This window comes from Steroidobacter sp. (assembly GCF_036406195.1).
Taxonomy (GTDB): domain Bacteria; phylum Pseudomonadota; class Gammaproteobacteria; order Steroidobacterales; family Steroidobacteraceae; genus Steroidobacter.
On sequence record NZ_DASWVW010000033.1, the window covers coordinates 87,146 to 110,394 of the forward strand.

Sequence of the window (23,249 nt, forward strand, 5' to 3'; positions counted from 1 at the left end):
GGGGAACTGCCCGCTGCCATTCGTTACGCCCTGGCGGCTTCCGCTTCCCCGGCCAGTCGCTGAACCGCGGTTCGCACCGGCCCTTCCAGTCCCTGCCCGCCGGTTTCTTTGAAATGCACAACGATGCGGCGGCGCATGCGCGGGTCCCAGAAACGCTTGATGTGCAAAAGAATGTTGTCTGCCGCCACGGACGCATCCGCCTCGCTGGCGAAGAAGCTGCCAATGTCATTGGCCATGCGAACTAGATAGTCGATGTGCATATGAGCCGGGATGGATGAGCGTAAACAACGTGCTGATGCTCGCGCGCGAATCCTACCAGGGTCAGGCCGCTGGCCTCGGCCAGGCGAACCGCGAATGCAGTTGGCGCCGAGACCGCGGCGAGCAGCGTTCCGCCGACCGTGACAGCCTTCTGAACCATTTCGTAGCTGGCGCGACTGGTCACTATGAAATAGCCCGAGTGAAAGTCGCCACCGGCACGCGTTACCGCGCCGATGACTTTGTCGAGCGCGTTATGGCGTCCGACGTCCTCACGCACGATCTGAATGCCCGACTCCGGCAAGACCCACGCCGCGGCATGAACGCTGCCGGTGCGTAGATTGATTTCTTGCCGCTGTCGCAAATCCTTCAGTGCGGCATGCAACGCCTTCACGTCGATGCTCACGCCATCGCTCACCGGTGCCGGCTGCCGAATCGCATCTTCGACCGTCTGGGCTCCGCACAACCCGCAACCGGTGCGGCCAGTGAGGTTCCTCTGACGCCGCAGCAATTCCGAGAACCTCGCGGCGCCAATGCCGATGCGCACCTCCAGCGCTCCATCGTCACGCATCGCCGCTTCGACCGATTGAATCTCGCCCGGCGAGTCGACAATCATTTCGCTCAGCGTAAAACCGACTGCGAGATCCTCGAGGTCCGCCGGCGTCGCCAACATCACGACGTGCGGCACGCCGTGAAACGTCAGCGCGACAGGAACCTCTTCGGCAACCTCGTCCTGGACTCGCTCGATCTCGCCATCACGCCAGCGCTGCACCGTGACTTCACGGGTCGTTGCCGGCGTGGGACTGATCTCACGCATCTACGCCCGCACCGCGGCGAATCCGCGTGTTGCGCTCGGTGAGCTCGCGATAACGCCTCTGCCACTCCCCGGGCTGGCTGACCTTCACCACCTGCACTGCCGTGACCTTGTACTCCGGACAGTTCGTGGCCCAGTCCGAATTGTCGGTGGTCACGACGTTGGCGCCGGATTCGGGGAAGTGGAACGTCGTATAAACGACGCCCGGTTGCACGCGCTCCGTCACCTGTGCGCGCAGCACGGTTTCGCCGGCACGGCTGGCAATGCCAACCCAATCGCCGTCGCGGATGCCGCGCACATCGGCATCGTGCGGATGAATCTCCAGCCGGTCCTCGGAATGCCACAAGACGTTCTGGGTTCGTCGGGTCTGCGCGCCCACGTTGTACTGCGTGAGAATGCGCCCGGTCGTGAGCAGCAATGGGAAGCGACTCGTGGTCTTCTCCCGCGTCGGCACGTACTCCGTGACGAAGAACTTGCCCTTGCCGCGCACGAACTCACCAACATGCATGGTCGGCGTACCCGTCGGTGCAGCATCGTTGCAAGGCCACTGGATGCTGCCCAGCTTGTCGAGCTTCTCGTAGCTGACGCCTGCAAACGTCGGCGTGAGCGCAGCGATCTCGTCCATGATCTGCGACGGATGGGTGTAGTGCATGGGATAGCCGAGCGCATTGGAGAAGCGCACCGTCACCTCCCAATCCTCATAGCCACCCAGCGGCTTCATCACCTTGCGCACCGGCGAGATACGCCGTTCGGCGTTGGTGAACGTGCCGTTCTTTTCCAGGAACGACGAGCCCGGGAAGAACACGTGCGCGAACTTGGCCGTCTCGTTCAGGAACAGGTCCTGAATCACGATGCATTCCATCGCGCTGAGCGCCGCCGTCACGTGATTGGTGTTGGGATCGGACTGCGCGATGTCTTCACCTTGGACGTAAAGCGCGCGGAAGCTGCCATCGAGCGCCGCTTCGAACATATTCGGAATACGCAGCCCCGGCTCGGCCTGCAATTGCACGTTCCACGCCGACTCGAACATCGCCCGCACGGCATCGTCCGACACATGGCGATAGCCGCTGAACTCGTGCGGGAACGAGCCCATGTCGCACGAGCCCTGCACGTTGTTCTGTCCGCGCAGCGGGTTCACGCCGACGCCAGCACGGCCGAGATTGCCGGTCGCCATGGCCAGATTGGCGATCGCCATGACCGCCGTCGTGCCCTGGCTGTGCTCGGTGACACCGAGACCGTAATAGATCGCACCGTTGTTCGCGGAAGCGTACAACCTGGCGGCGCCGCGCACGGCCAGTGCCGGCACGCCGGTCACCGACTCCATCGCCTCCGGCGAATTCTTCGGATCGCTGACGAACGCCTTCCACTTGTTCCACGAGTCGATCTCGCAGCGTTCGGCCACGAAGGCGTCCTTCGCATAACCTTCCGTAACGACGACGTGCGCGATCGAGTTCAGCAGCGCGACGTTCGTTCCTGGCCGCAGCTGCAAGTGATAGTCCGCCTCGATGTGAGGCGCGCGCACCAGTCCGATCTGCCGCGGATCGACCACGATCAGCTTGGCGCCCTGGCGCAACCGGCGCTTCAGCTGCGAGCCGAACACCGGATGACCCTCGGTCGGATTGGCGCCGATCAGCATGATCACGTCGGCGTACATGACCGAGTCGAACTCTTGCGTACCCGCCGATTCGCCCAACGTGTTCTTCAAGCCATAGCCCGTCGGCGAATGGCAGACGCGCGCGCAGGTATCGACGTTGTTGTTGCCGAACGCCGCACGCACCAGCTTCTGCACGAGGAATGTTTCCTCGTTGGTGCAGCGAGACGACGTGATACCGCCCACCGAATCGCGCCCATACTTTGCTTGAATGCGCTTGAACTCGGACGCCGCATGGTTGATCGCCTCGTCCCAGCTGACCTCACGCCACGGGTCGGTGATCTTGCTGCGAATCATCGGCTTGGTGATGCGATCCTTATGAGTCGCATAACCATAGGCAAAGCGGCCTTTGACGCAGGCGTGACCATGGTTCGCATGACCGTCGCGGTTGGGCACCATGCGGATGACTTGCTCGCCTTTGACTTCGGCCTTGAACGAACAGCCGACGCCGCAGTACGCACAAGTGGTCGTTACCGTGCTGTCCGGCCGGCCCAGCGCGATCATGGATTTCTCCGTGAGCGCCGTCGTCGGGCACGCCTCCACACAGGCGCCGCAGGAAACGCACTCCGATTGCAGGAACGGCTCGTTCTGACTCGCCGCTACTTTGGAATCGAAGCCGCGCCCTTCGATGGTGAGCGCAAACGTACCCTGAATCTCGTCGCAGGCGCGCACGCAGCGCGAGCACACGATGCAGGCATCCTGGTTGAAGACGAAATAGGGATTGCTCTCGTCCTTCGGCGAATGCTGATGGTTGCGGCCTGCCGGCACGCCATCGACCTTCGGCAACGAATAGCGCGACTCGGACACGCCTGCTTTCGCGGCTTGCTCATGCAACTCGCAGCGATTGTTCGTCGAGCAGCACTCCGCCTCGGAAGGATGATCCGACAGATACAGCTCCAGCACGTTCTCGCGCAGCTGCGACAGCTTCTCGCTCTGCGTGCGGATCTTCATGCCATCGGCGACGGTGGTGGTGCACGAGGCCGGATAGCCTTTGCGTCCCTCGATCTCCACCAGGCACAGGCGGCACGAACCGAATGCCTTCAAGGAACTGGTGGCGCACAGCTTCGGAATCTGGTTTCCCAGCATCGAGGCCGCGCGCATGATGGAGGTGCCATCGGGCACGGTGACCGAGAAACCGTCGATCTCGACAGTCACTTGCCTGGCCGGCGCATCCGTGGGCTGCGGCGCAGCTGGTGTTCCTGGATCAATGTAATCGAGCGCGTGCATGGCTAAAGCTCCGGCTACTGCACCGTCTTGCGAAAATCTTCAGGGAAATACTTCAGTGCGCTCTGCACGGGGAACGGTGTCATCCCGCCCAGGCCGCACAGCGATCCGTGCAGCAAGGTGTCGCACAACTCCTCCACGAGCTGCAGGTTGCGCTCGCGATCGATGTTGGCGATCACGCGATCCATCAGCTCCACGCCTCGCGTCGAGCCGATCCGGCACGGCGTGCATTTGCCGCACGACTCCTTGGCACAGAATTCAAGCGCGTACCGCGCCATTCCTGCCATGTCCACCGTGTCGTCGAACACCACCACGCCGCCATGTCCCAACAACGCGCCAATGGCGGAAAGGGCTTCGTAGTCGATTGCCGTATCGAGCTGCGATTCAGGAATGTAGGCGCCCAGCGGACCCCCGACCTGAACTGCGCGAACCGGCCTGCCCGAGGCCGTTCCAGCGCCGTAATCGTAGATCAGCTCACGTAAAGTGAGCCCGAATGCTCTTTCGATCAAGCCACCGCGCTTAATGTTCCCCGCCAGCTGCAGCGGGATCGTGCCGCGCGATCGGCCGGTGCCGAAGTTCTTGTAGAAGTCCGCGCCCTTGGCAAGGATGACCGGCACGGACGCCAGTGAAATCACGTTGTTGACGATGGTCGGCTGCCCGAACAAGCCCTTGATCGCGGGCAACGGCGGACGGACGCGAACCTCGCCACGCTTGCCTTCCAGGCTTTCCAGCATCGAGGTTTCTTCGCCGCAGATGTAGGCCCCCGCGCCGAGCCGGACCTCCAGCTCGAATTGCTTGCCGCTGCCGAGAACGTTGGGGCCCAAGTAGCCGGCGGCGCGGGCCGCGGCGATGGCTTCGTTCAACGTCCGATGCGCGTGAGGATATTCCGCACGTAAATATATGTATCCCTGCGTCGCTCCAACCGCGATGCCCGCGATGGTCATGCCTTCGATGAGCATGAGCGGATCGCCTTCCATCAGCAGCCGATCGGCGAAGGTGCCCGAGTCGCCTTCGTCGGCGTTGCAGGTCACGTACTTCTGCTGTGGCGGCTGATCCAGCACCGTCTTCCATTTGATGCCGGTGGGAAACGCGGCGCCACCGCGGCCGCGCAGGCCGGATTGAGTGACAGCGTCGACGATTTCTGCCGGTGACATGCTCAGTGCCCGGCTCAAGCCGGCGTAGCCGCCGTTGGCCAGGTAATCGTCCACTGAAACGGGATCGACAATGCCGACCCGTGCAAATGTCAGACGCTGCTGACTCTTGAGCTCCTTGATCTCCTCGGTGAGCCCGAGATGCAGCGGATGTGGGCGCCCTTCCAGAAAGCCCGCGTCGAACAGACTTGCGACGTCCTGGGCGCTGACCGGTCCGTACGCATGCCGGCCGGCGGCCGTTGCGACCTCTACCAGCGGTTCCAGCCAGAACAGGCCGCGCGAGCCGTTCCGAATGAGCTGAACCTGCAGGCCACGCCGTTGGGCTTCGCGCTCGATGGCCGCAGCAACTCGCCCCGCGCCGAGCGACAGCGCCGTGGCGTCTCGGGGAACATAGACTTTGATATTCATGATAGTGGCGCGATCAGCGCGTCGAAGGATTCCGGAGTGACACGGCCGTGCAATTCGCCATCGATCATGACGGCGGGGCTGCAGGCGCAGTTGCCCAGGCAATACACCGGCTCCAGCGTATATCGGCCGTCAGGCGTGGTTCCGTGCAGCGACACACCGAGTTTGCGCTGGACGTGCTCGGTCAGCTTCTCGCAATGCATGGAGCGGCATGCCTCGGCCTGACACACCTGAATCACGTGCCGGCCCGCGGGGGCCTGCCGGAAATGATGATAAAAGGTAACGACGCCATGAACTTCCGCGCGCGACAGATTCAGCGCGTCGGCGATCAGAGGGATCGCCGCAGGTGGCACATAGCCAACCCGGTCCTGAACGTCATGGAGTATCTGTAGCAACGGCCCGGGTTGCCCCTGATGGGCTGCGAGGGCGGCCTCGACCTGCTCACGCGTGTGCTGGTCCAACGGATCTCGAATCGCCCGATCTGCATTCATGGTACTTCGCCCCCTCTGCGGCGCGGCCCTGTCCATTTTGGGCGCGTCCTGACCGATCATTCGGCCGATGACGATTGTGACACCGATGTGCGGACTCGACCACGGCACGCTGGCTTTCCAGCAGGCGAAAGCGGCCAGGACCCCGACAAAACCGCCACGACCGTGAAATGCGTCCAATTTCGTCGGCCGCGGCGCCCGGGAGCCCAGTCGGCCTAGCCTTACCCGGGCCACGCCATGGTCTCACGAGCAGCGCAACGATTTCTTCACGAAAACTAATGCAGTCTATAAGCTCTTATAATCAGCGGCCCTGGCGCAGGACTACGCAGCCCAGTCAGGGCGGCCAGCGCCTGCGCGCAGCAGATTTGTCGAGCCATCCGCGAAACCACCCTTCTGGCTTTCGACTACCACAGCCAGCCACGCGTTCCTGCAGCCGTACTGCCCGGGACTGTCAGCGCGCGGCTCGGAGGTGCCTCCGGGGCGTGCGGTCGGCGCGTCTGCGAAAGCGCGGCAAGTAGTCCTGCCTCACCGGCTGCCGGTCTTGATCGCCAGCACACCGTCGCCCTGCAGCTTCGTTCTGAAGCCGCTGCGTTTCAGGCGGCTGGCAACCTCGTTGGGTACGTCACGGCCGGTGGTGAGCTTGTTCGGCGCACCGGTGTAATGAAACATTCGCCCGCCGCGCTTCAGCACGCGCGCCAGGTGATCGTAGAACGTTTGCGAGTACAGCTCACCAGCAATGCCGAAGCGCGGCGGATCGTGAAGCACGGCATCGACCGAGGCGTCCGGTATTTCGATGATCTTCTCGGCGACATCCCCTGGAGTGAGTGACAGCGCGCCGCCTGTTTGCGGCGACCAGGGATTCAAGGTCCGCAGCCAGATCACATCGGGGTTCTTCTCGAACGAAACGATCCGCGCCGCGCCTGCCGCCAGACACCACACCGCGAAGTACCCCAACCCGCCGCAGGTATCGAGCACCACCTTCCCGCGCGGTTCGATCAATGCCACTTTGCTCTCGGCATCCTGGTACGGCGACACCTTCTCACTGACCAGCATCTTGATGCCGTCGATCTCGAAGGTCGGTGGCCCCCACTCGGTGGGCACCAGCTTGATCAGGGACGAGCTGTAGCGAGACACCGGCGAGAACTCGCCATCGTTCCAATAGTAGATCGTGCGTTCCTTGCACTTTTCCAGATAGGGATAGCGTTGGCCCTGCCAGGTCCAGCCCGATTCTTCGACCGCCACAGTGGTGGCGGTACGGTCGAGATCCAGTGAGCATGTGACTTCGACCGCACCCGCTCGCAACGCTCGCAGCAGTTGCTCGTGCACCTTCGATGTGAGTAGTGGCCCGGGCGTCATCGTTCGATCGATCGCGTCATGCTCGCGATGATACCGAGCCGGCTGCCGCGGCGCTCGCGTTACACGCGAGCGCCGAACCCCTGTTGTTTACGGCATCTTTACTCGCATGGGCATGGGCAGCGACGCCGTGCGGCTCGGCATGGGCGCGCGCTCTGGCGGCGTCAGCCCGGTAACCAGCTCATCGATGCGAACCGACTTTCCGGTCTCGAAGGACTCATTCGCGGCGACACCGACCAGAATCGAATAGGCACCGCCGCGCTCGTCCGACACGCGCCTGTATTTGTCCGTCGGCGCATCGCCAAATATCTCGTTCAACATCACATCGTCACCGCCGCCGTGACCGCCGGTTCCCGTCCAGGGCTCGATGTCACGCGGCGTGCCTCGCAACGGAATGATTCGCGTGGTGACACCATCCTCCTTGATCTTGCCTTGTGTCTCGTCCGCGCCCGCCACACCAGCCTGCTCGACCACGGAATGCTCGATGCGGCCCTTGGTGCCGTTGAACGCGATGTGATACCCCTCCCAGGAATTGAACGCATTGAGCGAATAGCTCAGCGTCGTGCCGGTGTCGTAGCGAACCACGACGTTCATGGTGTCTTCGATGCTGATCTCCGGACGCCACACGCATTGATCCCGGAAGTAGCCGTCGTGCTGCTCGTTGTCCAGGTACAGCGCCTTCAGGCCCGCATCGGCGGCAAGGTCGAAATAGAAGGTGCAGGCGCTTTGCTCCGGGCAGGTCCGGCAGCGCTGGTGATGACCCTTCAAGCCCATGCGTTTGGCCATGGCGGGCGTATAGAACTGGCGCTCGCCCACCGCCACCACGGACTCCGGCTGCGCTCCCAGCCACCAATTCACCAGGTCGAAGTGATGCGTGGCCTTGTGAACCATCAGCCCGCCGGAGATCGCTTTGTTGCTGTGCCAGCGGCGGAAGTAGTCCGCGCCGTGCACCGTGTTCAGCAACCAGTTGAAATCCACCGAGAGCACTTCGCCGATGTCGCCGTTCATCAGCATCTCCTTGATCTGAGTGCGTGGCGGCGAGTACCGATAGTTGAACGTCACCCGCACGTGTCGACCGTTGCGCTTGCAGGCATCGAGAATGCGCTGCGCCTTCTCGGCTGTAGTGGTCATCGGCTTTTCCGTAATGACATCGCAACCCGCGTCCAACGCCCGCACGATGTAGTCATCGTGAGTGGCGTCCGGTGAAGTGACGATGACTGTGTTCGGCTTGGTTTCGCGAATCATGCGATCGAAGTCCGACGCCCGATAAGCCTTTGGCTTGCTCGCGCCCGTGGCCGCAATGGTCTTCACCGCCAGCGCCGCCCGACCAGCATTGGTATCGCTAACGGCAACTACTTCGTTGGCGTCGCGAAATTTGCCCGTGATGGCGTCCGTAAACATGCGTGCGCGGGAGCCCACTCCCACCACCGCGTACCGCTTCCGGGGCACGGCTGCATACGCCGTGCTGGCGAGTCCCAGCGCCATGACTCCCGCCGATTTCAGCAGCGAGCGTCGATCGAGGCCGGAAGGATCTTGATCTGTCATGCATGAACCCCCTGTAAAACAAGCGTCTTGTCACGGCTGGCGCGACTGTCGCGCCGCCTGCGGAACGAGCTGACCCGGAAGCACACCTCTGCTTCAGTCGATCACGTTTGTCGAGCGTTGCCAGCGCGACAGGCGCACGCTTCGGTCGCGGCGCCTCTAGCCAACTTCGATCAACTATGATAATTCTCGCTCATTGTCGGTCATGACGGCAACAAAATGGTACCGATATCAGCCAGGGGGAGCCAAAACCAAGGCCGGTGACAGCCGGTAAGTATCAAAACGATTCAAATCCGCTCACGCCGCAGGCGGGGCGCTGGATACAAATTTGTTCTTCTTAGGGGGTTATGAATGGTCAGGAGACATCAACCTTGCCGGCGAGCGGTGGCGCTCGGCCTTGGCGCGGTATTCGCGGGTTCCACGTTCGGCATGCAGGCGTTGGCGCAAGACACTCGAGCCGCGCAAACGGGCGCCGAAGTGGAAGAAATATTGGTCACGGGTTCGAGAATCGCGCGCACGGGCATCGATACGTCGACGCCGGTCAGCGTCATAGGCGTTGAAGATATAAAGCTGTCGGGCGCGCCGAACATCGAGAAGATCCTCAGCGATGCGCCTCAGTTCGTCGCCTCCACCAACGGCGGCGCCTCGGCAAACACCGTCCCCGGCGGCACCGCGGATGTGAACCTTCGCGGCTTCGGCCCTTCGCGCAACCTGGTACTGGTGAATGGCCGGCGCTTCGCCATCTACGGCCCGGAACAGGTCACCGACCTGAACACCATTCCCACCGCGCTGATCGAGCGGACTGAAATCGTCACCGGCGGTTCTTCGGCAGTGTATGGGTCGGACGCGATCACGGGCGTGGTCAACTTCATCATGCGCGATGACTTCGAAGGTGTCGAAGCAACGGCGCAAACCAGCTACGACAGCCCGACCACCACGCCGACGTACAACATCGATCTCACCATCGGCGGCAATTTCGCTGAAGGCCGCGGTAACGCGGTGGTATCGGTGAACTACCTCAATCGCGGCGCCATCACTCGCGGCGAACGCGGCGAATGGGCATTCGACTCGCTGTCCGATGGCTACGTCACGCCTGACTCCTTCAGCCGCAGGCGCGCCGGTGTACCAGTCAGCGTGCCGAACAATTCGACTTGCCGCCAGGCCGGCGGCGTACCCGGCTTGATCGCGGGCGGCAGCGGCGACATTCCCAACGGCCGCTTCACCGGCGTGCCGCTGTTCGGCTCGCCAACGTCCAATGCCGGTATCGACGCCGCTCTGACCGCGGCCGGACTCGCCGGCATGGGGCCGCGTGGCTTCACATTCGACGACGCCGGCACCACGGTCCGTCCGGCACTCCAGCCGCAAGACGATTTCAATCTCGGCCCGGACAACTATCTGCAGGTGCCGCAGGAACGCTGGATGGTGAACGCCTTCAGTCATTACGACTTCACCGAAAAAGCCACCGGTTACGTCGAGTTCCACTTCAGCAACAATCGCGTCGACCAGCAGCTGGCGCCGACCAATATCGGTGGCCCGTTCCTGCTCGACGTAGACAACCCGTATCTCGCGCCGCCGATGCAGGAGTTGCTGCGACAACTCGACCTGGCCGAGACCGGGCCGACCACCATCACCACGGGCTCCAGCTCCCGCATCAACAATCCGAACGACGGCTTCGCCGTGCTCAACGTCGGCCGCCGCCTGGTCGAAGTGGGCTTGCGCGAGAACGTTTCCGATCGCAACGTCTGGCGCATGGCCTTGGGCATGCGTGGCGACATCGGCGATGTTTCCGACAGCTTCCTGCGCGGTCTCGCTTACGATGTTTACTACACGTTTGCGCGCACCGAAGAAACGAGCCGGCAGTCAGGCAACGTTTCGCGCAGCCGCTTCGCGTCCGCGCTGCTGTCGAACAATGGAGCAGCCCCCATTGCGAACATCTTCGGCGCCAACCTGTCCGACGCCGCGGTGGACGCCATTTCCATCGGCGCGACCAACGTGACCGAAGCGGAGCTGCAAGTCGCGGCCGCGACATTGTCAGGCCAGTTGTTCGACATGCCCGCCGGCGCGGTGGGTGTCTCGCTCGGTGTGGAGTGGCGCTACGCCTCGTCGGAATTCGTGCCTGATGAGTTCCTGCGCTCCGGCGACGTGGTCGGCTTCAATCCGGGCTTGCCGACCGCAGGCGATGTGACGGCGAAAGAGATCTTTGGTGAGCTGCGCATTCCGCTGCTCGCCAATCTGCCCTTCGTCGACAACCTCACCGCCAATGCCGCGTTCCGTCGTTCCGACTACGATCTGGAGGGCGTGGGCGACGTCTGGACCTATCTCTATGGTCTCGACTGGCGCATGAACGAGGACATCGCGTTCCGCGGTCAATTCCAGCGCGCCATTCGTGCACCGAATGTCGCGGATCTGTACGGCGGCCTGCGACAGAGCGTCGAACCGGCGACCGATCCTTGTTCGGACCGGCAGCCCATCTCGGGTCAAACCCAAACCGTTCGTGACTTGTGTATTGCCAGCGGAGTCCCCGCGGCCAACGTGTTCGGCAGCGGCGTGCAGTCGAATACGATCATTCCCGCGTTGTTCGGCGGCAATCCGAACGTCGGGGAAGAAGAGTCCGACACCCGCACTTTCGGTGTGGTGATCACGCCGCGCGCGTTGCCGAGACTGGCAATCACGCTGGACTACTTCGACATCTCGCTCGATGGCGCCATCGCGCAGCTCGGCGGCGGCCTGAACAACACGCTGAACCTCTGCTACAACATCATCCAGGACATCAACAGCGAGTTCTGTCGAGCCATCAATCGCAACCCGGTGACCGGCGAGATCAGCATTCCCTACTATGCCGAGATCCGGCAGGCGAACACCGGTGGACTGGAAACATCCGGCATCGATCTGCAGGCGCGCTACGGCTTCGACTTCGGCTGGGGCTTGTTCGGCAATGGCAGCTCGCTCGATATCAGCACGGCGTGGACGCACACCGACGAATTCACACTGACGCCGGTGCAGGCGTTCCCCAATGTGAAAAACCGCTGCGTCGGCGCCTACGGCACCACTTGCGGCGAGCCCATTCCCGAGCTCAAGGGCGTGACTCGCTTCACCTGGACCAGCGGGCCGTTGAGCCTGAGCCTGCGGCATCGGTACATCGACGATGTGACCGTCGACCGTTACCTGCTGCCGCTGCGCGCAGGCGCCACGCCGCCGGCCTATGCCGACCTGGTGAATCCCAAGCTGGATGCGCAGAACTATCTGGACTTCTCGTTCTCGTTCGACGTCGGCCGCTCGGTGGAAGTCTTTGGCGGCATGAACAACCTGCTCGACGACGACCCGCCGGTGGTCGGCAGCTCACAGGTCCGCGCCAACACCTGGCCTGCGACCTATGACTACAATGGCCGCACCATGTTCATAGGCTTGACCGTCCGCACGCTGTGATCGAAAGGTGGCGGCGTGACGGTCACTCCCATGACGTCACGCCGCCACAGGGAATGATGTATCGATGAAGCCGTTTGCGTTCGTTCGCACTGGCACACCGGCCCTGGCGGGTGCGGTGTGGCTGGCTGCGGCGCTCGTCATCCCCCTGACGAGCGCCGCCGACTCTCCCGCCGTCTATCGCAATCCGGTCCTGCATTCGGACTATTCCGACCCGGATGTGATTCGGGTCGACGACAGCTACTACATGGTGGCGTCGACGTTTCACTTCTCTCCGGGGCTACCGGTGCTGAAGTCCAAGGACCTGGTGCACTGGACCCTGATCGGGCACGTGCTGTCGCGGCTCGACTTCCATCCCAGCTACGACCTGTCCGGTCCGGTGGAATTCGACGACAGTACCGAACGCATTCCTTTCAATACCAGGATGGGCCACCGTTATGCCGCCGGCGTATGGGCGCCCGCAATTCGTCATCACAACGGCCGCTTCTATGTGTACTTCGCCACGCCTACCGAAGGCGTGTTCATGGCCAGCGCAGCGCGCGCCGAAGGACCTTGGAGCGCGCCGGTCAAAGTGATCGACGAGCCCAACCTGGAAGATCCCTGCCCGCTCTGGGACGACGATGGTAACGCCTATCTGATTCATTCACGTGTCGGGGCCGGCCCGTTGATCCTCCGCAAGATGAGCGCGGACGGCGCCACGGTGTTGGATGGCGGCAAGGTGATCGTCGAAGACAAGGAGCGTTTGCCCATTCTCGAAGGACCCAAGCTGCTCAAGCGCGACGGCTACTATTACATCTTCGCGCCTTATGGCGGCGTCGGCGAAGGACCGCAGGCGGTGCTCCGTTCGCGCGACATCTACGGTCCTTATGATGTGCGCACCGTGCTCTCGAAAGGCACGACTCATGTGCAAGCGCCTCACCAGGGCGGTTACGTCGAGACGCCTTCAGGGGAAGGCTGGTTTCTGCATTTCAACAGTACCGGCGCGTACGGGCGCATCGTTCACATGCAGCCGGTGCGTTGGGAGGACGGCTGGCCCGTGATGGGTGAATTGCTGCCGGGCGCACCGAATGGTCAGCCGGTGCTGTCGCATCCGGTACCCGATGTGGGCGGCAAACCGGACCCCGTGTCGTTGCAAACGTCGGATGAATTCGACAGCGCCACGCTCGGCGTGCAATGGGAATGGAATCACAATCCCGCGGACACGCATTGGAGCTTGAGCGAGCGCCGCGGCCATTTGCGGCTGAAAGCGCTGGGCGCGCCCAATTTCGTCAGCACCAAGAACACACTGACTCAAGTGCTGCACGGCCGCTCGTCGCAGATCACGACGCGCATCCTCGTCAAGGACATGCGCGATGGTCAGAAGGCCGGGCTGGCCATGTTCGGCAAACGCCCCAGCTGGATCGGGTTGACGCAGCAGTCCGGCAAGCGGCGGCTCACCTTTTCATATGCAGGTAAGGACACATTGGGCGACCCCATCGCTGCGGAGTCGCTGCTCCTGCGCGTCAACGTCGAAGACGAGCTCGCTCGCTATTCTTACAGCCTCGACGAAGGCAAGACGTTCCAGCCCTTTGGCACCCGCGCCAAGCTGATGTTCAGCTGGTGGAAAGGCGCCCGGCCCGCATTGTTCACTTTCAGCTCGAACGACCAGGGCGGAGGGTTCGTCGACTTCGATTGGCTGCGCGTCGAAGACACCCGCATCGACCGGCAAGCGCTGATCAAACGCCACAATCCGACCCTCACGCGCGTCGATCCGTCGGCGCCCCTGATGGTCGGCAATGGCAACTTCGCGTTCACCGCCGACATCACCGGGCTGCAGACATTTGAGGAACAGTATTCGCCGCTGACACCGCTGCTCACGCAGGCGCAGTGGGCCTGGCACAGTTTTCCGAATCCCCGGCAGTTCAAGTACGAAGACAGCCTCGTGCCCGTGAACGTGCGCGGCAAGGAACAACTGTTTCCCTGGCTGCGCGATTGGTCCGAGGCCAAGCGCCCCGAGATTCAATGGCTGCGCGAGAACCCGCATCGCTTCTCTCTGGGCCGCGTCTCGCTGCATCTGTTGTCAAGCGATGGCAAGCCGGCACGGTTCGACGATCTGAAGCAGACGCGGCAGACATTGGACTTGTGGAGCGGCACCTTGCATAGCCACTTCCAGTTCGAAGGGCAGCCAGTGGAGATCGAAACCAGCGTGCATCCCCGCCTCGACCTGCTGCTGGTGCGAGTCAATGCACCCGCGCTGGAACGATCGCGGCTCGGGCTCGACCTGAAATTTCCGGGCGTCTCCGCGCAGTTGAATCCCAATCCTGCGGACTGGCAGCACCCCGAGCGTCACACGACTCGGGTGCTGACAAGGACGGCACGGCAATTGTCCCTGGAGCGACGCCTCGACGACACGCGCTACTTCGTCGAGGCTGCGAGCGATGAGGACGTGAGCTTCGAATCCGTCGGCCCTCATACGATTCGCGTGCAGCCGCAAGACAGCGATGGCCGCTTCACCTTCAGCGTGCTGTTCTCTCAAGAACGCCATCAGCAATCCCTGCCGTCGGCTGCGACGACGCGCGCACTCGTCGAGACGCAGTGGGACGCTCACTGGAACAATGGCGGCGTGGTGGATTTCTCCGGCAGCACCGATCCGCGCGCCAACGAGCTCGAACGTCGGGTGGTGCTCTCTCAGTATCTGATGGCAATCAACGCGGCAGGCGCCTTACCGCCGCAGGAAGAAGGACTGTTCTCCAACAGTTGGAATGGCAAGTTCCATCTCGAAATGCATCCCTGGCATGCCGCGCACTTCGCTGCCTGGGGTCGCACCGAGCTGCTTGAACGCAGCATGCCTTGGTATCAACAACATCTGCCCCAGGCCAACGCGCGGGCTGCTTCTCATGGCCTGAGCGGCGCCTGGTGGCCGAAGATGGTCGGACCGGAAGGCCGCGAGAGTCCGAGCACGATCACGCCGTTCCTGATGTGGCAGCAACCCCATCCGATCTTTCTTGCCGAGCTGATCTATCGCGACCGCCCCAACCCGGTCACGCTCGCGCAGTATCAAGAGCTGGTGTTCGAAACCGCGGAGCTGCTCGCTTCTTACGCTCACCATGATGAAGCTCGCGATCGCTATGTACTCGGCCCGCCGCTGATTCCGGCGCAAGAAGTATTTCCGCCCCTGACCACGTTCAATCCGACTTTCGAGCTGGAATATTTTCGCTTTGGCCTGGAGACAGCGCAGAAGTGGCGCGAACGCCTGAAGTTGCCGCGCAAGCCCGAGTGGGATCGCATACTGCAGAAACTTTCTCAACTGCCGCAACGGGACGGGTTGTATCTCGCTGTCGAGTCCTTTCCTCAGCAGTGGGACCAGGCTCGCAGTCCGGAATGCTCCAATGGCAAGACTGCCAACGAATGCTGGAATCGCGACCATCCCTCGTTCCTCGGTGCGCTTGGGCTACTACCTGGCGCGAGCGTGGATCGCGAAACCATGCGGCGAACGTTGCGCGCCGTGGAATCGCACTGGGATTTGCGCCAGACCTGGGGCTGGGACTTTCCGTTACTGGCAATGACGGCTGCGCGCCTGCACGAGCCAGACGAGGCCGTGGACTTCCTGCTGCACGCGTCGAGGAACCTTCAATTCGGCGTCAGTGGCATGACGCCGCGCGTACATCTCAACGAGCATGCCGCCGATCTCGTGCCAACCGCCGCCGCGCAAGCAGGAACGGACGCCGGCTATCGGCGGCTTGCCGAGACCTACTTTCCATCCAACGGCGGATTGCTGCTCGCCGTGGGTTTGATGGCGGCGGGTTGGGACGGCGAGCTGTCGCATCTTCCCGGTTTCCCGAAGGAAGGTTGGCGCGTGCGTGCGGAAGGATTGCGGCCGTTGCCGTGACGGTTCAGCTCACGACGCTGCGATCCGGCCCGAGGCGGATCACCAAATCGGCCCTGCCCGGCATGTCGATCAGGATGTGGCGGGTCAGCCGCTCGTAGTGCTGAATGAAGCGCACCAACGCAGCGTCCGACATCACGCCTGAAGTGTCACCCGCGGTTTGCGCACGCAACTCGTGTTCCTGCTGAGTGCGCCACTTCAACACCACGTCGAACGACGGCGCCGCAAGCAACACCAGGAAATCGATCTTCCCGAACAGGCGCTGGTACTCACCGCCCAATGCGTCGTTCACATATCTACGCCACCGGCCATCCAGGTCTTCATTGGCTTCCAGCGCATTCACGGGCCGATCCAGCGCATCGAGCGTCTGCGGGCGAGCGCCGACGCACCAGCCCTCGAACAGCACCACCTGTGCTGGCCCCTCGATCGAATCCCACTCTTCTTGGGGGCGACGGTCGTCGACCGCCTTGTCGAAGCGCGGCAAAGGCACACGCCCGCCATGCGCCAACGCATGTAAGGTGTGAACACCGAGCTTGATGTCATGCGTACCCGGCACGCCGCGCGTTTTCAGCAGTGGATGCACGTGCTTCGCCAACGTCACGCGCTGGGCGAGGGGTAGATACAAATCGTCGAGCGACAGATTGGCGACCTTCAGGCCCGACTGAGTCAATCGCGTGGTCAGGGTCTTGCACACCGTGCTCTTGCCGCTGCCCTGGCTGCCGCACACGCCCAAGACCAGCGGATGGCGCCCCCAGACAGAGAGCCTGGCGTGAATCGCGCGTTCGATCAGATCAGCGGCGCTTGGCGAAACCATAGTGGTTAGTGGTTAGCGGTTAGCGGTTGTCTAGATTAGCGGGAATTTAGCCTGCCTTCGGACTAACAGCTAACCGCTAACCGCCAACCACTACCTTCTAGGCCACACGATTCGGCGGCGTCCTGCCCGAGAAAAAGCTGTCCAGATTATCCGCCATCTGCATGCCCATCGCAGTACGTGCCGCCAGCGTCGCGCTCCCCAGATGCGGCAGCAGGACAACGTTCTCCAATTCACGCAGCGCGAGCGAAACCACAGGCTCACGTTCGTAGACGTCCAGGCCGGCCGCCGCGATCTGTCGTTGTGCCAGCGCCGTGGCCAGGGCTTCCTCGTCCACTATGCTACCGCGCGCGGTGTTGATCAGAATGGCGCTCGGCTTCATGCGCGCAAGCGTCTGCGCATTGATCATGTGATGCGTGGCCGCGCCGCCGGGGCAATGCAGGGAGACCACATCGGAGACGGCAAGCAGACTGTCCAGCGTTGCATGATGCTCGGCGCTCAACGCACTCTCTTCCTCTGCGCTGGCGCGGCTTCGTGAATGGTAGGCAATGTGCATGCCCAGCGCGAGACGCGCCCGTCGCGCAGCTTCCTTGGCGATGCGGCCGAAGCCGATCAGCCCCAAGGTCTTGCCCTTGACGTCCGTGCCCAGCAACTGCGTCGGCGCCCAGCCGCTCCACTTCCCGGCACGCACCAGGCGCTCGCCTTCGCCCGCACGTCGGCTCGTCATCAGGATCAACAGAAGGGTCAGCTCCGCCGTCGCGTCCGTCAACGCATCAGGCGTGTTGGTCACAACCAGATTGGCACTCCTGGCGGCCTCCAGGTCGATGTGCTCGTAGCCGGCGCCGAAGTTCGCGATGATGCGTGTCTTCAGTCCCGAGTTGAGCAGCAGCGCCGCATCCAGTTTGTCGGTGATGGTGGGCGACAATGCGTCATAGGTTCGCAGCGCCATCAACAGCGCTTCCCGGCCGAGCGGCCGATCGTCGGGATTGACGGTCACTTCATAGCGCGCGCGCAGCCGCTCCAGCACCGAGGCGGGTAAGCGACGCGTGATGAGCAACGTGGGTCGAGACATACTGACTTCCATGGTCATGATCGGGCAAGGACGGCGCAATCGACACGCAAATCCTTCCTCGGCAGCGAACTTTGTCGCGAATATATCAGATGGCGCGAAAGCGGCGCCCTTGCGCGGGCCGTCGCTCGATGGAGTCAGTTCGTTCTGCTGGCGAGCGGCGCATCGAGCGCCACTCGCCTATCGATGCCGGTCCGCTCAGCCAGAATACTCGAGGCTGGGGTACCAATCGGGCCGGCGCCCTTCCGGAGTGCAATCCAGCACGGTCCAGATCGGCATGAGATCGGGCGCGCCGCGGGGATCCTGGCCGGGATCGGCGTGTTCGAAGCCCATCTCTCCCGCCCAGAAATGGCGGATCACGCCGTCACGCCGAGTGAACACATTTACGGCCGCACTGTCCTCGAACTCCGGCGTGTTCGCCAGGTAGTCGTTGCTGTAGTCGCGGTCGGTATCCGCATACAACTTCAGGTTGCGCCAGCCTCGCTCGTTCTTGAACGCCACCAGCTTCTCGATCGGGGACTGCGCCACAACCGCCAGCGCGATGTTCTGCTCGATGTCCTGCGCTTCCCCGTCCCAGGCGCTCAGCAACGAGGTGCACATCGGGCATGGCCGCGTGCGCTGCGGACCGAACATATAGCTATAGACCAGCAGCGTCTGCTTATCGCCGAACAATTCGGCGAAGCTCACCGGGCCGCGCTCGCCCTGAAACCGGTATCGCTTCTTGACCTCCCCACCCGGCGGCAAAGCGCGCCGCATCTCGGCGACCCGTTCGATGTGACGGCGCAGCTCGATTTCTTCTGCGAGCAATTCAATGCGCGCGCGCCGGTACTCCACGCTTTCGTTTGGAAAGTTGATCTTGCCCCGGGTTGCCAGTTCCTTGGCCGGCACCAGGGGCGGAGCCGAAGTCTGCGTTTCAGCCATGTCACGTCTCCTCGCAAAGGGCCGGGATCGACGCCCGAGACTATCCCGGTGCCGAGCCTCCGCCGTTGTTCATGCATCAAGGACGTGCCTGGCCGGCTCGAATCGACACCTCGCCGAGAACTTTCCACGCACCGGGCGGGCATGACAGCGCGGAACTTTGCGGACGGCGGTCTGCTTGTTCCGGGTCGATGTTCCATTTCGAGCAGGCGCCAGGAGAGATCGATGACCCCACGGAAAGAATTTCCCAAACCACCCTTCCCCAAGCAGTCGCAATCGTTACCCGGTTCGAGCAAGGCCATGCAGCCGCAACCGGATTACGGCGAGGACAGTTACAAAGGTGCGAATCGTCTGACGGACAAGAAGGCGCTGATCACGGGCGCCGATTCCGGCATCGGCCGTGCGGTCGCGCTTGCGTTCGCCCGCGAGGGCGCCGACGTGGTCGTCAGTTATCTCAATGAACATGAAGACGCGAAGGAAACCCAGCGCCTGGTCGAGTCGGCCGGCCGCAAATGTCTATTGGTCGCCGGCGACATTTCCTCGGCGGCGCACTGCCGCGAACTGGTGAAGAAGTCGGTGGCAGCGCTCGGGCGGGTCGACATTCTGGTCAACAACGCCGCTCACCAGATGACCTTCGATGAGCTGGAGAAGATTCCCGACGAAGAATGGGACAAGACCCTGGCGACCAATCTTTCGGCGATGTTCTACATCACCAAGGCCGCGCTGCCACATATGAAACCGGGTGCCAGCATCATCAACACCGCCTCGATCAACGCCGATATTCCCAATCCTTCGCTGCTCGCCTACGCCACCACCAAGGGCGCCATCCAGAATTTCACGGCCGGGCTGGCGCAGTTGCTGGCCGAGCAAGGCATCCGCGCCAATACTGTCGCACCCGGGCCGGTCTGGACACCGCTGATCCCGGCCTCGATGCCCGAGGACAAAGTGCAGAACTTCGGAGCGCAGGTCCCGATGAAACGTCCGGCCCAGCCCTGCGAGCTGGCGCCTGTGTACGTGATGCTGGCCAGCGACGAAGCCAGCTATGTTTCCGGCGCGACCGTCGCGGTTACCGGTGGCAAGCCGCTGTTGTGACGCTCACGCCCCAATTGGGGCAGGCCCCCAATGGGATAGCACATTCATTCATCATCGGTTTCGGCGAGCACGTCGCCGAGCCGGTCGAGGCGGCGTTCCCATAGCGCACGCCGGTCGTGAATCCATTGTTCCGCGGCCGCCAGCCCCGCTGGTTCGATACGGCAGGTGCGCACCCGGCCGACCTTTTCCGTATCAATCAAACCGCTGTCCTCCAGCACCTGCAGATGCTGAACGACCGCGGCCAGCGACACCTGCAGGGGCTCGGCCAGCATCGACACCGAGACCGGCCCCTTGCTGACCCGATCCAATATTTCACGCCGCGTTGCATCGGCGAGCGCATGAAACACCCTCGACACATCCACTTTTGGCTTGCGCAGCGACATTCCCAATCCGTTTTTACCGGTGGGACGCCCGATTCAATTCGTCCGCGAGCCGATTCAACAACTGCTGCCAGCCCGATTCGCGCACCGCGGGACCGTCGGCGCCCTCGAAAAACGCCGCTTGCTCCGTATAAATCACTTTAGATGCTTGCCCTGCAGGAAATATTTCGGTAGTACCCAGCGAGGCCGAGATACGTTGCTCGGCCACCGACATGTTATATGCAACTACGATGCGATGATTTGGTACGATATCCAGGTAGTAAGTATCGTTGGCACACGGCGTCCCTGGTTCGATCGGAGTTCCGGTTTTGAAACGAAAGCGAGCGCGCTCGATTCCGCCCACCCTGAAGTCCATTTCGAACCGGTCGACTTCGAACGTTTCGCCTTCGGCGAACCAGCGACGTTTCTTCACGGGGTCGGCGAATGCCGCGAATATCCGCTCCGGACTGGCCGGATAAGTACGTTCGATGACAAATGTGCTGTGAACTGCTGCCGGCTCGCTCATAATCCGCCCCCCTCGCATGACCTGTAATTCAGATTCCATCCAAAGTTAAGAAGCGACTTAAGTTTCATCAGCCGGCCGGCAATTGTCAAGCCGATACTTAAGTATCGGTGCAAACAATTGCCAGATGAGTTCACCACCGCGGAACTTGTCACTACGGCCGCGGATTCAAGCGGCGTTACCCAGAGGACTAACCATGGCAACTAAAGCAAAACGATCCAAGACTCCCGCCAAGAAGAAGAGCTCCAAGGCGACTTCCCGCGTCCGTTGGACGAGCCAGAATGACCGCGAAATGAAGGCGCTGATCAAGCAGCAGACGCCGGCCCGCGCCATCGCGAAACAGCTGGATCGCACCGAGGCGGCCGTCCGCCAGCGCATCCACAAGCTCGGCCTGTCGCTGCGCTCGTCCAAGAAGAAGGCTGCTCGCAAGGCCAAGTGATCGGCTGGCAGTAGCAGATTGTGACATTCCGGCGCGGTGGGCCACGGCCGACCGCACCGCGAATGTTTCCTGTGCCGCCAGCGCCGGCTTGCCGAGCTGGCGGTACATTCCCCCCGCATGCATTCGCCTTCACCGCGGCGCATATCACGAATCCGTTCATTACGAATTTGTAAGGATTCGTTGACGAATATTGCGAATAGCCCATTCGAATCAAGCGTCGCGGCGGCCATTTGACCGGCGCGCATTTGACCGGTGCAAGGGGCACGCCTATAGTTCGCGCCCACCTGTTTTCCGTGATGGCGCGGCGCGCCTGGATCGATCCGGACCTGAAGCCGCTACCGTTTACAGCAGAAGTGACTGGTGAATAGTAACTATGGAGCCGGCTGCATGTCGCCGAGCACTGTGGGAATCAGCTCGGAAACGGTCGGGTGGATGGGCACGGCCTGCTGCAATTTCGTGTAGGGCACATCGGCATTCATGATGTCGATGATGCCGTGAATGGCTTCGTCGCCGCCCACTCCCAGGATCGATCCGCCGAGAATGCGCTTGGACTGAGCGTCGGCGATGATCTTCATGAATCCCTGCGTCTCGCCCTTCTCGACGGCCCGTCCCACTCTGGTCATCGGCCGCGTGCCGATCAGGAGCTTTGTGCCGCTCGCTCGCGCTTGCGCTTCCGTCATGCCGACGCGGCCCAACGGCGGATCGATGTAGAGCGCGTAGGCGGTGATGCGCTCGCTGACGCGACGATCCTCTCCGTCGAGCAGGTTCGCCGCGACGATCTCGAAATCGTTATATGCCGTGTGAGTGAATGCGCCGCGACCGTTGCAGTCGCCAAGCGCGAATACGCCGGGGACGTTGGTCTGCAGATGATCGTCTACCTTTATATAGCCGCGCTCGTTCATCTCGATGCCGGCGCGATCCAGACCAAGATCTTGCGTATTCGGCACACGCCCCACCGCCAGCAGCACGTGACTACCAACCACAGCTGGCGCCCCTTGTGTGCAGCTCACATGAGCTTCGACGCCTTCAGCATGCGGTGCAAGACGAATGCATTCGGCATGAGTACGCAGCTCGATCCCTTCGTTTTCCAGGATCGATGCAATCGCGAGCGACACATCTTCGTCTTCACGGCCGATCAGCCGCTCGCTCTGCTCGATGATGGTAACGCGCGCACCGAAGCGTCGGAACATCTGCGCGAACTCCAGGCCGATATAGCTTCCACCCACGACGACCAGATGCTTGGGCACGAAGTCGACTTGCAGCATCGTGGTGTTGGTCAGGAACGGCACGACCTTGACGCCCGGCATGTTCGGGACGTTGGCGCGCCCGCCGACGTTGATGAATATGCGCGGCGCGGTGAGCACTTGCTCGCCCACTCGAATCGTATTCGGACCTTCGAAGCTCGCCTGGCCGTCGATGACAGTGCACCCCTGCATCGACCTCAGCCACTTCTCCAGCCCCGCACGTGCATCGAGCGTCACCTTCTCCGCTCTCGCCTGCACGCGCTTCATATCGATGCCGACCGATCCATTTGTAACAACGCCATAGTCCGCCGCTCGCCAGGCGAGATGTGCTGCATAGGCGCTGGCCACCATCGTTTTCGTAGGCATGCAGCCGGTGTTGACGCACGTGCCGCCAAACAGCTTGCGTTCGATCAGCGCCACCTTCATGCCAGCATTGACCAGCCGGCCCGTCAGAGAAGGCCCGGCCTGGCCGGCACCGATGACGATCGCGTCGAACCTTTGTGTCATGGCTGCGTCCTCAATCAACACCAGCCCGTCCAACACCAGCCCGTCACCCCTAACGTCACCACCGACGTGTCAGCAGTGACAGGGCTGGGTATCTCCTCCCGGCAGCTTGGATCCGA

At 62.4% G+C, this 23,249-nt stretch carries 17 protein-coding genes; 4 read left to right on the forward strand and 13 right to left on the reverse strand.

All coding sequences use genetic code 11. The features are described from left to right. Nucleotides 1-23: 23 nt before the first annotated feature. The 7 genes from VGE08_RS15455 to VGE08_RS15485 all read right to left on the reverse strand — a co-directional run bounded on the left by VGE08_RS15455 (nt 24) and on the right by VGE08_RS15485 (nt 8,886). Nucleotides 24-236 (reverse strand): formate dehydrogenase subunit delta, encoded by a 213-nt coding sequence (locus tag VGE08_RS15455; protein WP_331068805.1) that lies wholly within the window; start codon nt 234-236, stop codon nt 24-26. A 5-nt stretch (nt 237-241) separates the two neighbouring features. Further along, nucleotides 242-1,072 carry a formate dehydrogenase accessory sulfurtransferase FdhD gene (gene fdhD, locus VGE08_RS15460; protein WP_331068806.1) on the reverse strand — a complete coding sequence of 277 codons (831 nt, stop codon included), beginning with the start codon at nt 1,070-1,072 and terminating at the stop codon, nt 242-244. Then, the gene (gene fdhF, locus VGE08_RS15465; protein WP_331068807.1) at nt 1,065-3,947 is read right to left on the reverse strand and encodes a formate dehydrogenase subunit alpha; all 2,883 of its coding nucleotides are present in this window, start codon (nt 3,945-3,947) and stop codon (nt 1,065-1,067) included. The genes fdhD and fdhF overlap by 8 nt, the downstream gene beginning before the upstream one ends. Nucleotides 3,948-3,961: 14 nt before the next feature. After that, entirely contained in the window at nt 3,962-5,503 is a 1,542-nt protein-coding gene (locus VGE08_RS15470; protein ID WP_331068808.1) for an NADH-quinone oxidoreductase subunit NuoF, read from the reverse strand. Continuing rightward, entirely contained in the window at nt 5,500-5,991 is a 492-nt protein-coding gene (locus VGE08_RS15475) for a formate dehydrogenase subunit gamma (protein ID WP_331068809.1), read from the reverse strand. The genes VGE08_RS15470 and VGE08_RS15475 overlap by 4 nt, the downstream gene beginning before the upstream one ends. Nucleotides 5,992-6,513: 522 nt before the next feature. Next, a complete protein-coding gene (locus VGE08_RS15480; RefSeq protein WP_331068810.1) occupies nt 6,514-7,344 on the reverse strand; it encodes a class I SAM-dependent methyltransferase in 831 nt (276 codons plus the stop codon). An 87-nt stretch (nt 7,345-7,431) separates the two neighbouring features. Beyond that, nucleotides 7,432-8,886, reverse strand: a complete 1,455-nt coding sequence (locus tag VGE08_RS15485) for a Gfo/Idh/MocA family oxidoreductase (protein WP_331068811.1) — start codon at nt 8,884-8,886, stop codon at nt 7,432-7,434. 348 nt (nt 8,887-9,234) lie between these two features. Between VGE08_RS15485 and VGE08_RS15490 the strand changes: the two genes are divergently transcribed. Both VGE08_RS15490 and VGE08_RS15495 read left to right on the forward strand, forming a co-directional pair. Next, a complete protein-coding gene (locus VGE08_RS15490) occupies nt 9,235-12,309 on the forward strand; it encodes a TonB-dependent receptor domain-containing protein (RefSeq protein ID WP_331068812.1) in 3,075 nt (1,024 codons plus the stop codon). 64 nt (nt 12,310-12,373) lie between these two features. Then, on the forward strand, nt 12,374-16,174 hold the full coding sequence (locus VGE08_RS15495; protein ID WP_331068813.1) for a glycoside hydrolase 43 family protein: 3,801 nt from the start codon (nt 12,374-12,376) through the stop codon (nt 16,172-16,174). Nucleotides 16,175-16,178: 4 nt separating this feature from the next. Here the strand turns inward: VGE08_RS15495 and VGE08_RS15500 are convergent, their stop codons facing one another. The 3 genes from VGE08_RS15500 to VGE08_RS15510 form a co-directional block, all read right to left on the reverse strand. Further along, nucleotides 16,179-16,985, reverse strand: coding sequence for a hypothetical protein (locus tag VGE08_RS15500; RefSeq protein WP_331068814.1), 807 nt, complete (start codon nt 16,983-16,985; stop codon nt 16,179-16,181). Nucleotides 16,986-17,082: 97 nt separating this feature from the next. After that, complete coding sequence (locus VGE08_RS15505; RefSeq protein WP_331068815.1) at nt 17,083-18,054, reverse strand: D-glycerate dehydrogenase; 972 nt, start codon at nt 18,052-18,054, stop codon at nt 17,083-17,085. 195 nt (nt 18,055-18,249) lie between these two features. After that, nucleotides 18,250-18,972: a DUF899 family protein gene (locus VGE08_RS15510; RefSeq protein WP_331068816.1), complete on the reverse strand. Its 723-nt coding sequence runs from the start codon at nt 18,970-18,972 to the stop codon at nt 18,250-18,252. 222 nt (nt 18,973-19,194) lie between these two features. On the opposite strand from VGE08_RS15510, the gene VGE08_RS15515 reads away from it, so the two are divergent. Next, nucleotides 19,195-20,061: an SDR family oxidoreductase gene (locus VGE08_RS15515; RefSeq protein WP_331068817.1), complete on the forward strand. Its 867-nt coding sequence runs from the start codon at nt 19,195-19,197 to the stop codon at nt 20,059-20,061. Nucleotides 20,062-20,105: 44 nt separating this feature from the next. On the opposite strand, the gene VGE08_RS15520 is transcribed toward VGE08_RS15515, so the two are convergent. Continuing rightward, entirely contained in the window at nt 20,106-20,444 is a 339-nt protein-coding gene (locus tag VGE08_RS15520) for a metalloregulator ArsR/SmtB family transcription factor (protein WP_331068818.1), read from the reverse strand. 13 nt (nt 20,445-20,457) lie between these two features. Next, a complete protein-coding gene (locus VGE08_RS15525; RefSeq protein ID WP_331068819.1) occupies nt 20,458-20,946 on the reverse strand; it encodes an SRPBCC family protein in 489 nt (162 codons plus the stop codon). Nucleotides 20,947-21,139: 193 nt separating this feature from the next. Between VGE08_RS15525 and VGE08_RS15530 the strand changes: the two genes are divergently transcribed. Then, entirely contained in the window at nt 21,140-21,382 is a 243-nt protein-coding gene (locus VGE08_RS15530; RefSeq protein WP_331068820.1) for a hypothetical protein, read from the forward strand. A 371-nt stretch (nt 21,383-21,753) separates the two neighbouring features. Here the strand turns inward: VGE08_RS15530 and VGE08_RS15535 are convergent, their stop codons facing one another. Beyond that, nucleotides 21,754-23,133, reverse strand: coding sequence for an FAD-containing oxidoreductase (locus tag VGE08_RS15535; protein ID WP_331068821.1), 1,380 nt, complete (start codon nt 23,131-23,133; stop codon nt 21,754-21,756). Between the last annotated feature and the right edge of the window lie 116 nt (nt 23,134-23,249).

What these genes read in the sequence shown, in the direction of transcription:
- VGE08_RS15495 (WP_331068813.1), top strand. Translation starts at nt 12,374, where the DNA reads ATGAAGCCGTTTGCGTTCGTTCGCACTGGCACACCGGCCCTGGCGGGT.
- VGE08_RS15500 (WP_331068814.1), bottom strand. Translation starts at nt 16,985, where the DNA reads ATGGTTTCGCCAAGCGCCGCTGATCTGATCGAACGCGCGATTCACGCC.
- VGE08_RS15510 (WP_331068816.1), bottom strand. Translation starts at nt 18,972, where the DNA reads ATGGCTGAAACGCAGACTTCGGCTCCGCCCCTGGTGCCGGCCAAGGAA.
- fdhD (WP_331068806.1), bottom strand. Translation starts at nt 1,072, where the DNA reads ATGCGTGAGATCAGTCCCACGCCGGCAACGACCCGTGAAGTCACGGTG.
- VGE08_RS15530 (WP_331068820.1), top strand. Translation starts at nt 21,140, where the DNA reads ATGGCAACTAAAGCAAAACGATCCAAGACTCCCGCCAAGAAGAAGAGC.
- VGE08_RS15505 (WP_331068815.1), bottom strand. Translation starts at nt 18,054, where the DNA reads ATGTCTCGACCCACGTTGCTCATCACGCGTCGCTTACCCGCCTCGGTG.
- VGE08_RS15535 (WP_331068821.1), bottom strand. Translation starts at nt 23,133, where the DNA reads ATGACACAAAGGTTCGACGCGATCGTCATCGGTGCCGGCCAGGCCGGG.
- VGE08_RS15490 (WP_331068812.1), top strand. Translation starts at nt 9,235, where the DNA reads ATGGTCAGGAGACATCAACCTTGCCGGCGAGCGGTGGCGCTCGGCCTT.
- VGE08_RS15480 (WP_331068810.1), bottom strand. Translation starts at nt 7,344, where the DNA reads ATGACGCCCGGGCCACTACTCACATCGAAGGTGCACGAGCAACTGCTG.
- VGE08_RS15525 (WP_331068819.1), bottom strand. Translation starts at nt 20,946, where the DNA reads ATGAGCGAGCCGGCAGCAGTTCACAGCACATTTGTCATCGAACGTACT.
- VGE08_RS15520 (WP_331068818.1), bottom strand. Translation starts at nt 20,444, where the DNA reads ATGTCGCTGCGCAAGCCAAAAGTGGATGTGTCGAGGGTGTTTCATGCG.
- VGE08_RS15470 (WP_331068808.1), bottom strand. Translation starts at nt 5,503, where the DNA reads ATGAATATCAAAGTCTATGTTCCCCGAGACGCCACGGCGCTGTCGCTC.
- VGE08_RS15475 (WP_331068809.1), bottom strand. Translation starts at nt 5,991, where the DNA reads ATGAATGCAGATCGGGCGATTCGAGATCCGTTGGACCAGCACACGCGT.
- VGE08_RS15515 (WP_331068817.1), top strand. Translation starts at nt 19,195, where the DNA reads ATGACCCCACGGAAAGAATTTCCCAAACCACCCTTCCCCAAGCAGTCG.
- VGE08_RS15485 (WP_331068811.1), bottom strand. Translation starts at nt 8,886, where the DNA reads ATGACAGATCAAGATCCTTCCGGCCTCGATCGACGCTCGCTGCTGAAA.
- VGE08_RS15455 (WP_331068805.1), bottom strand. Translation starts at nt 236, where the DNA reads ATGGCCAATGACATTGGCAGCTTCTTCGCCAGCGAGGCGGATGCGTCC.
- fdhF (WP_331068807.1), bottom strand. Translation starts at nt 3,947, where the DNA reads ATGCACGCGCTCGATTACATTGATCCAGGAACACCAGCTGCGCCGCAG.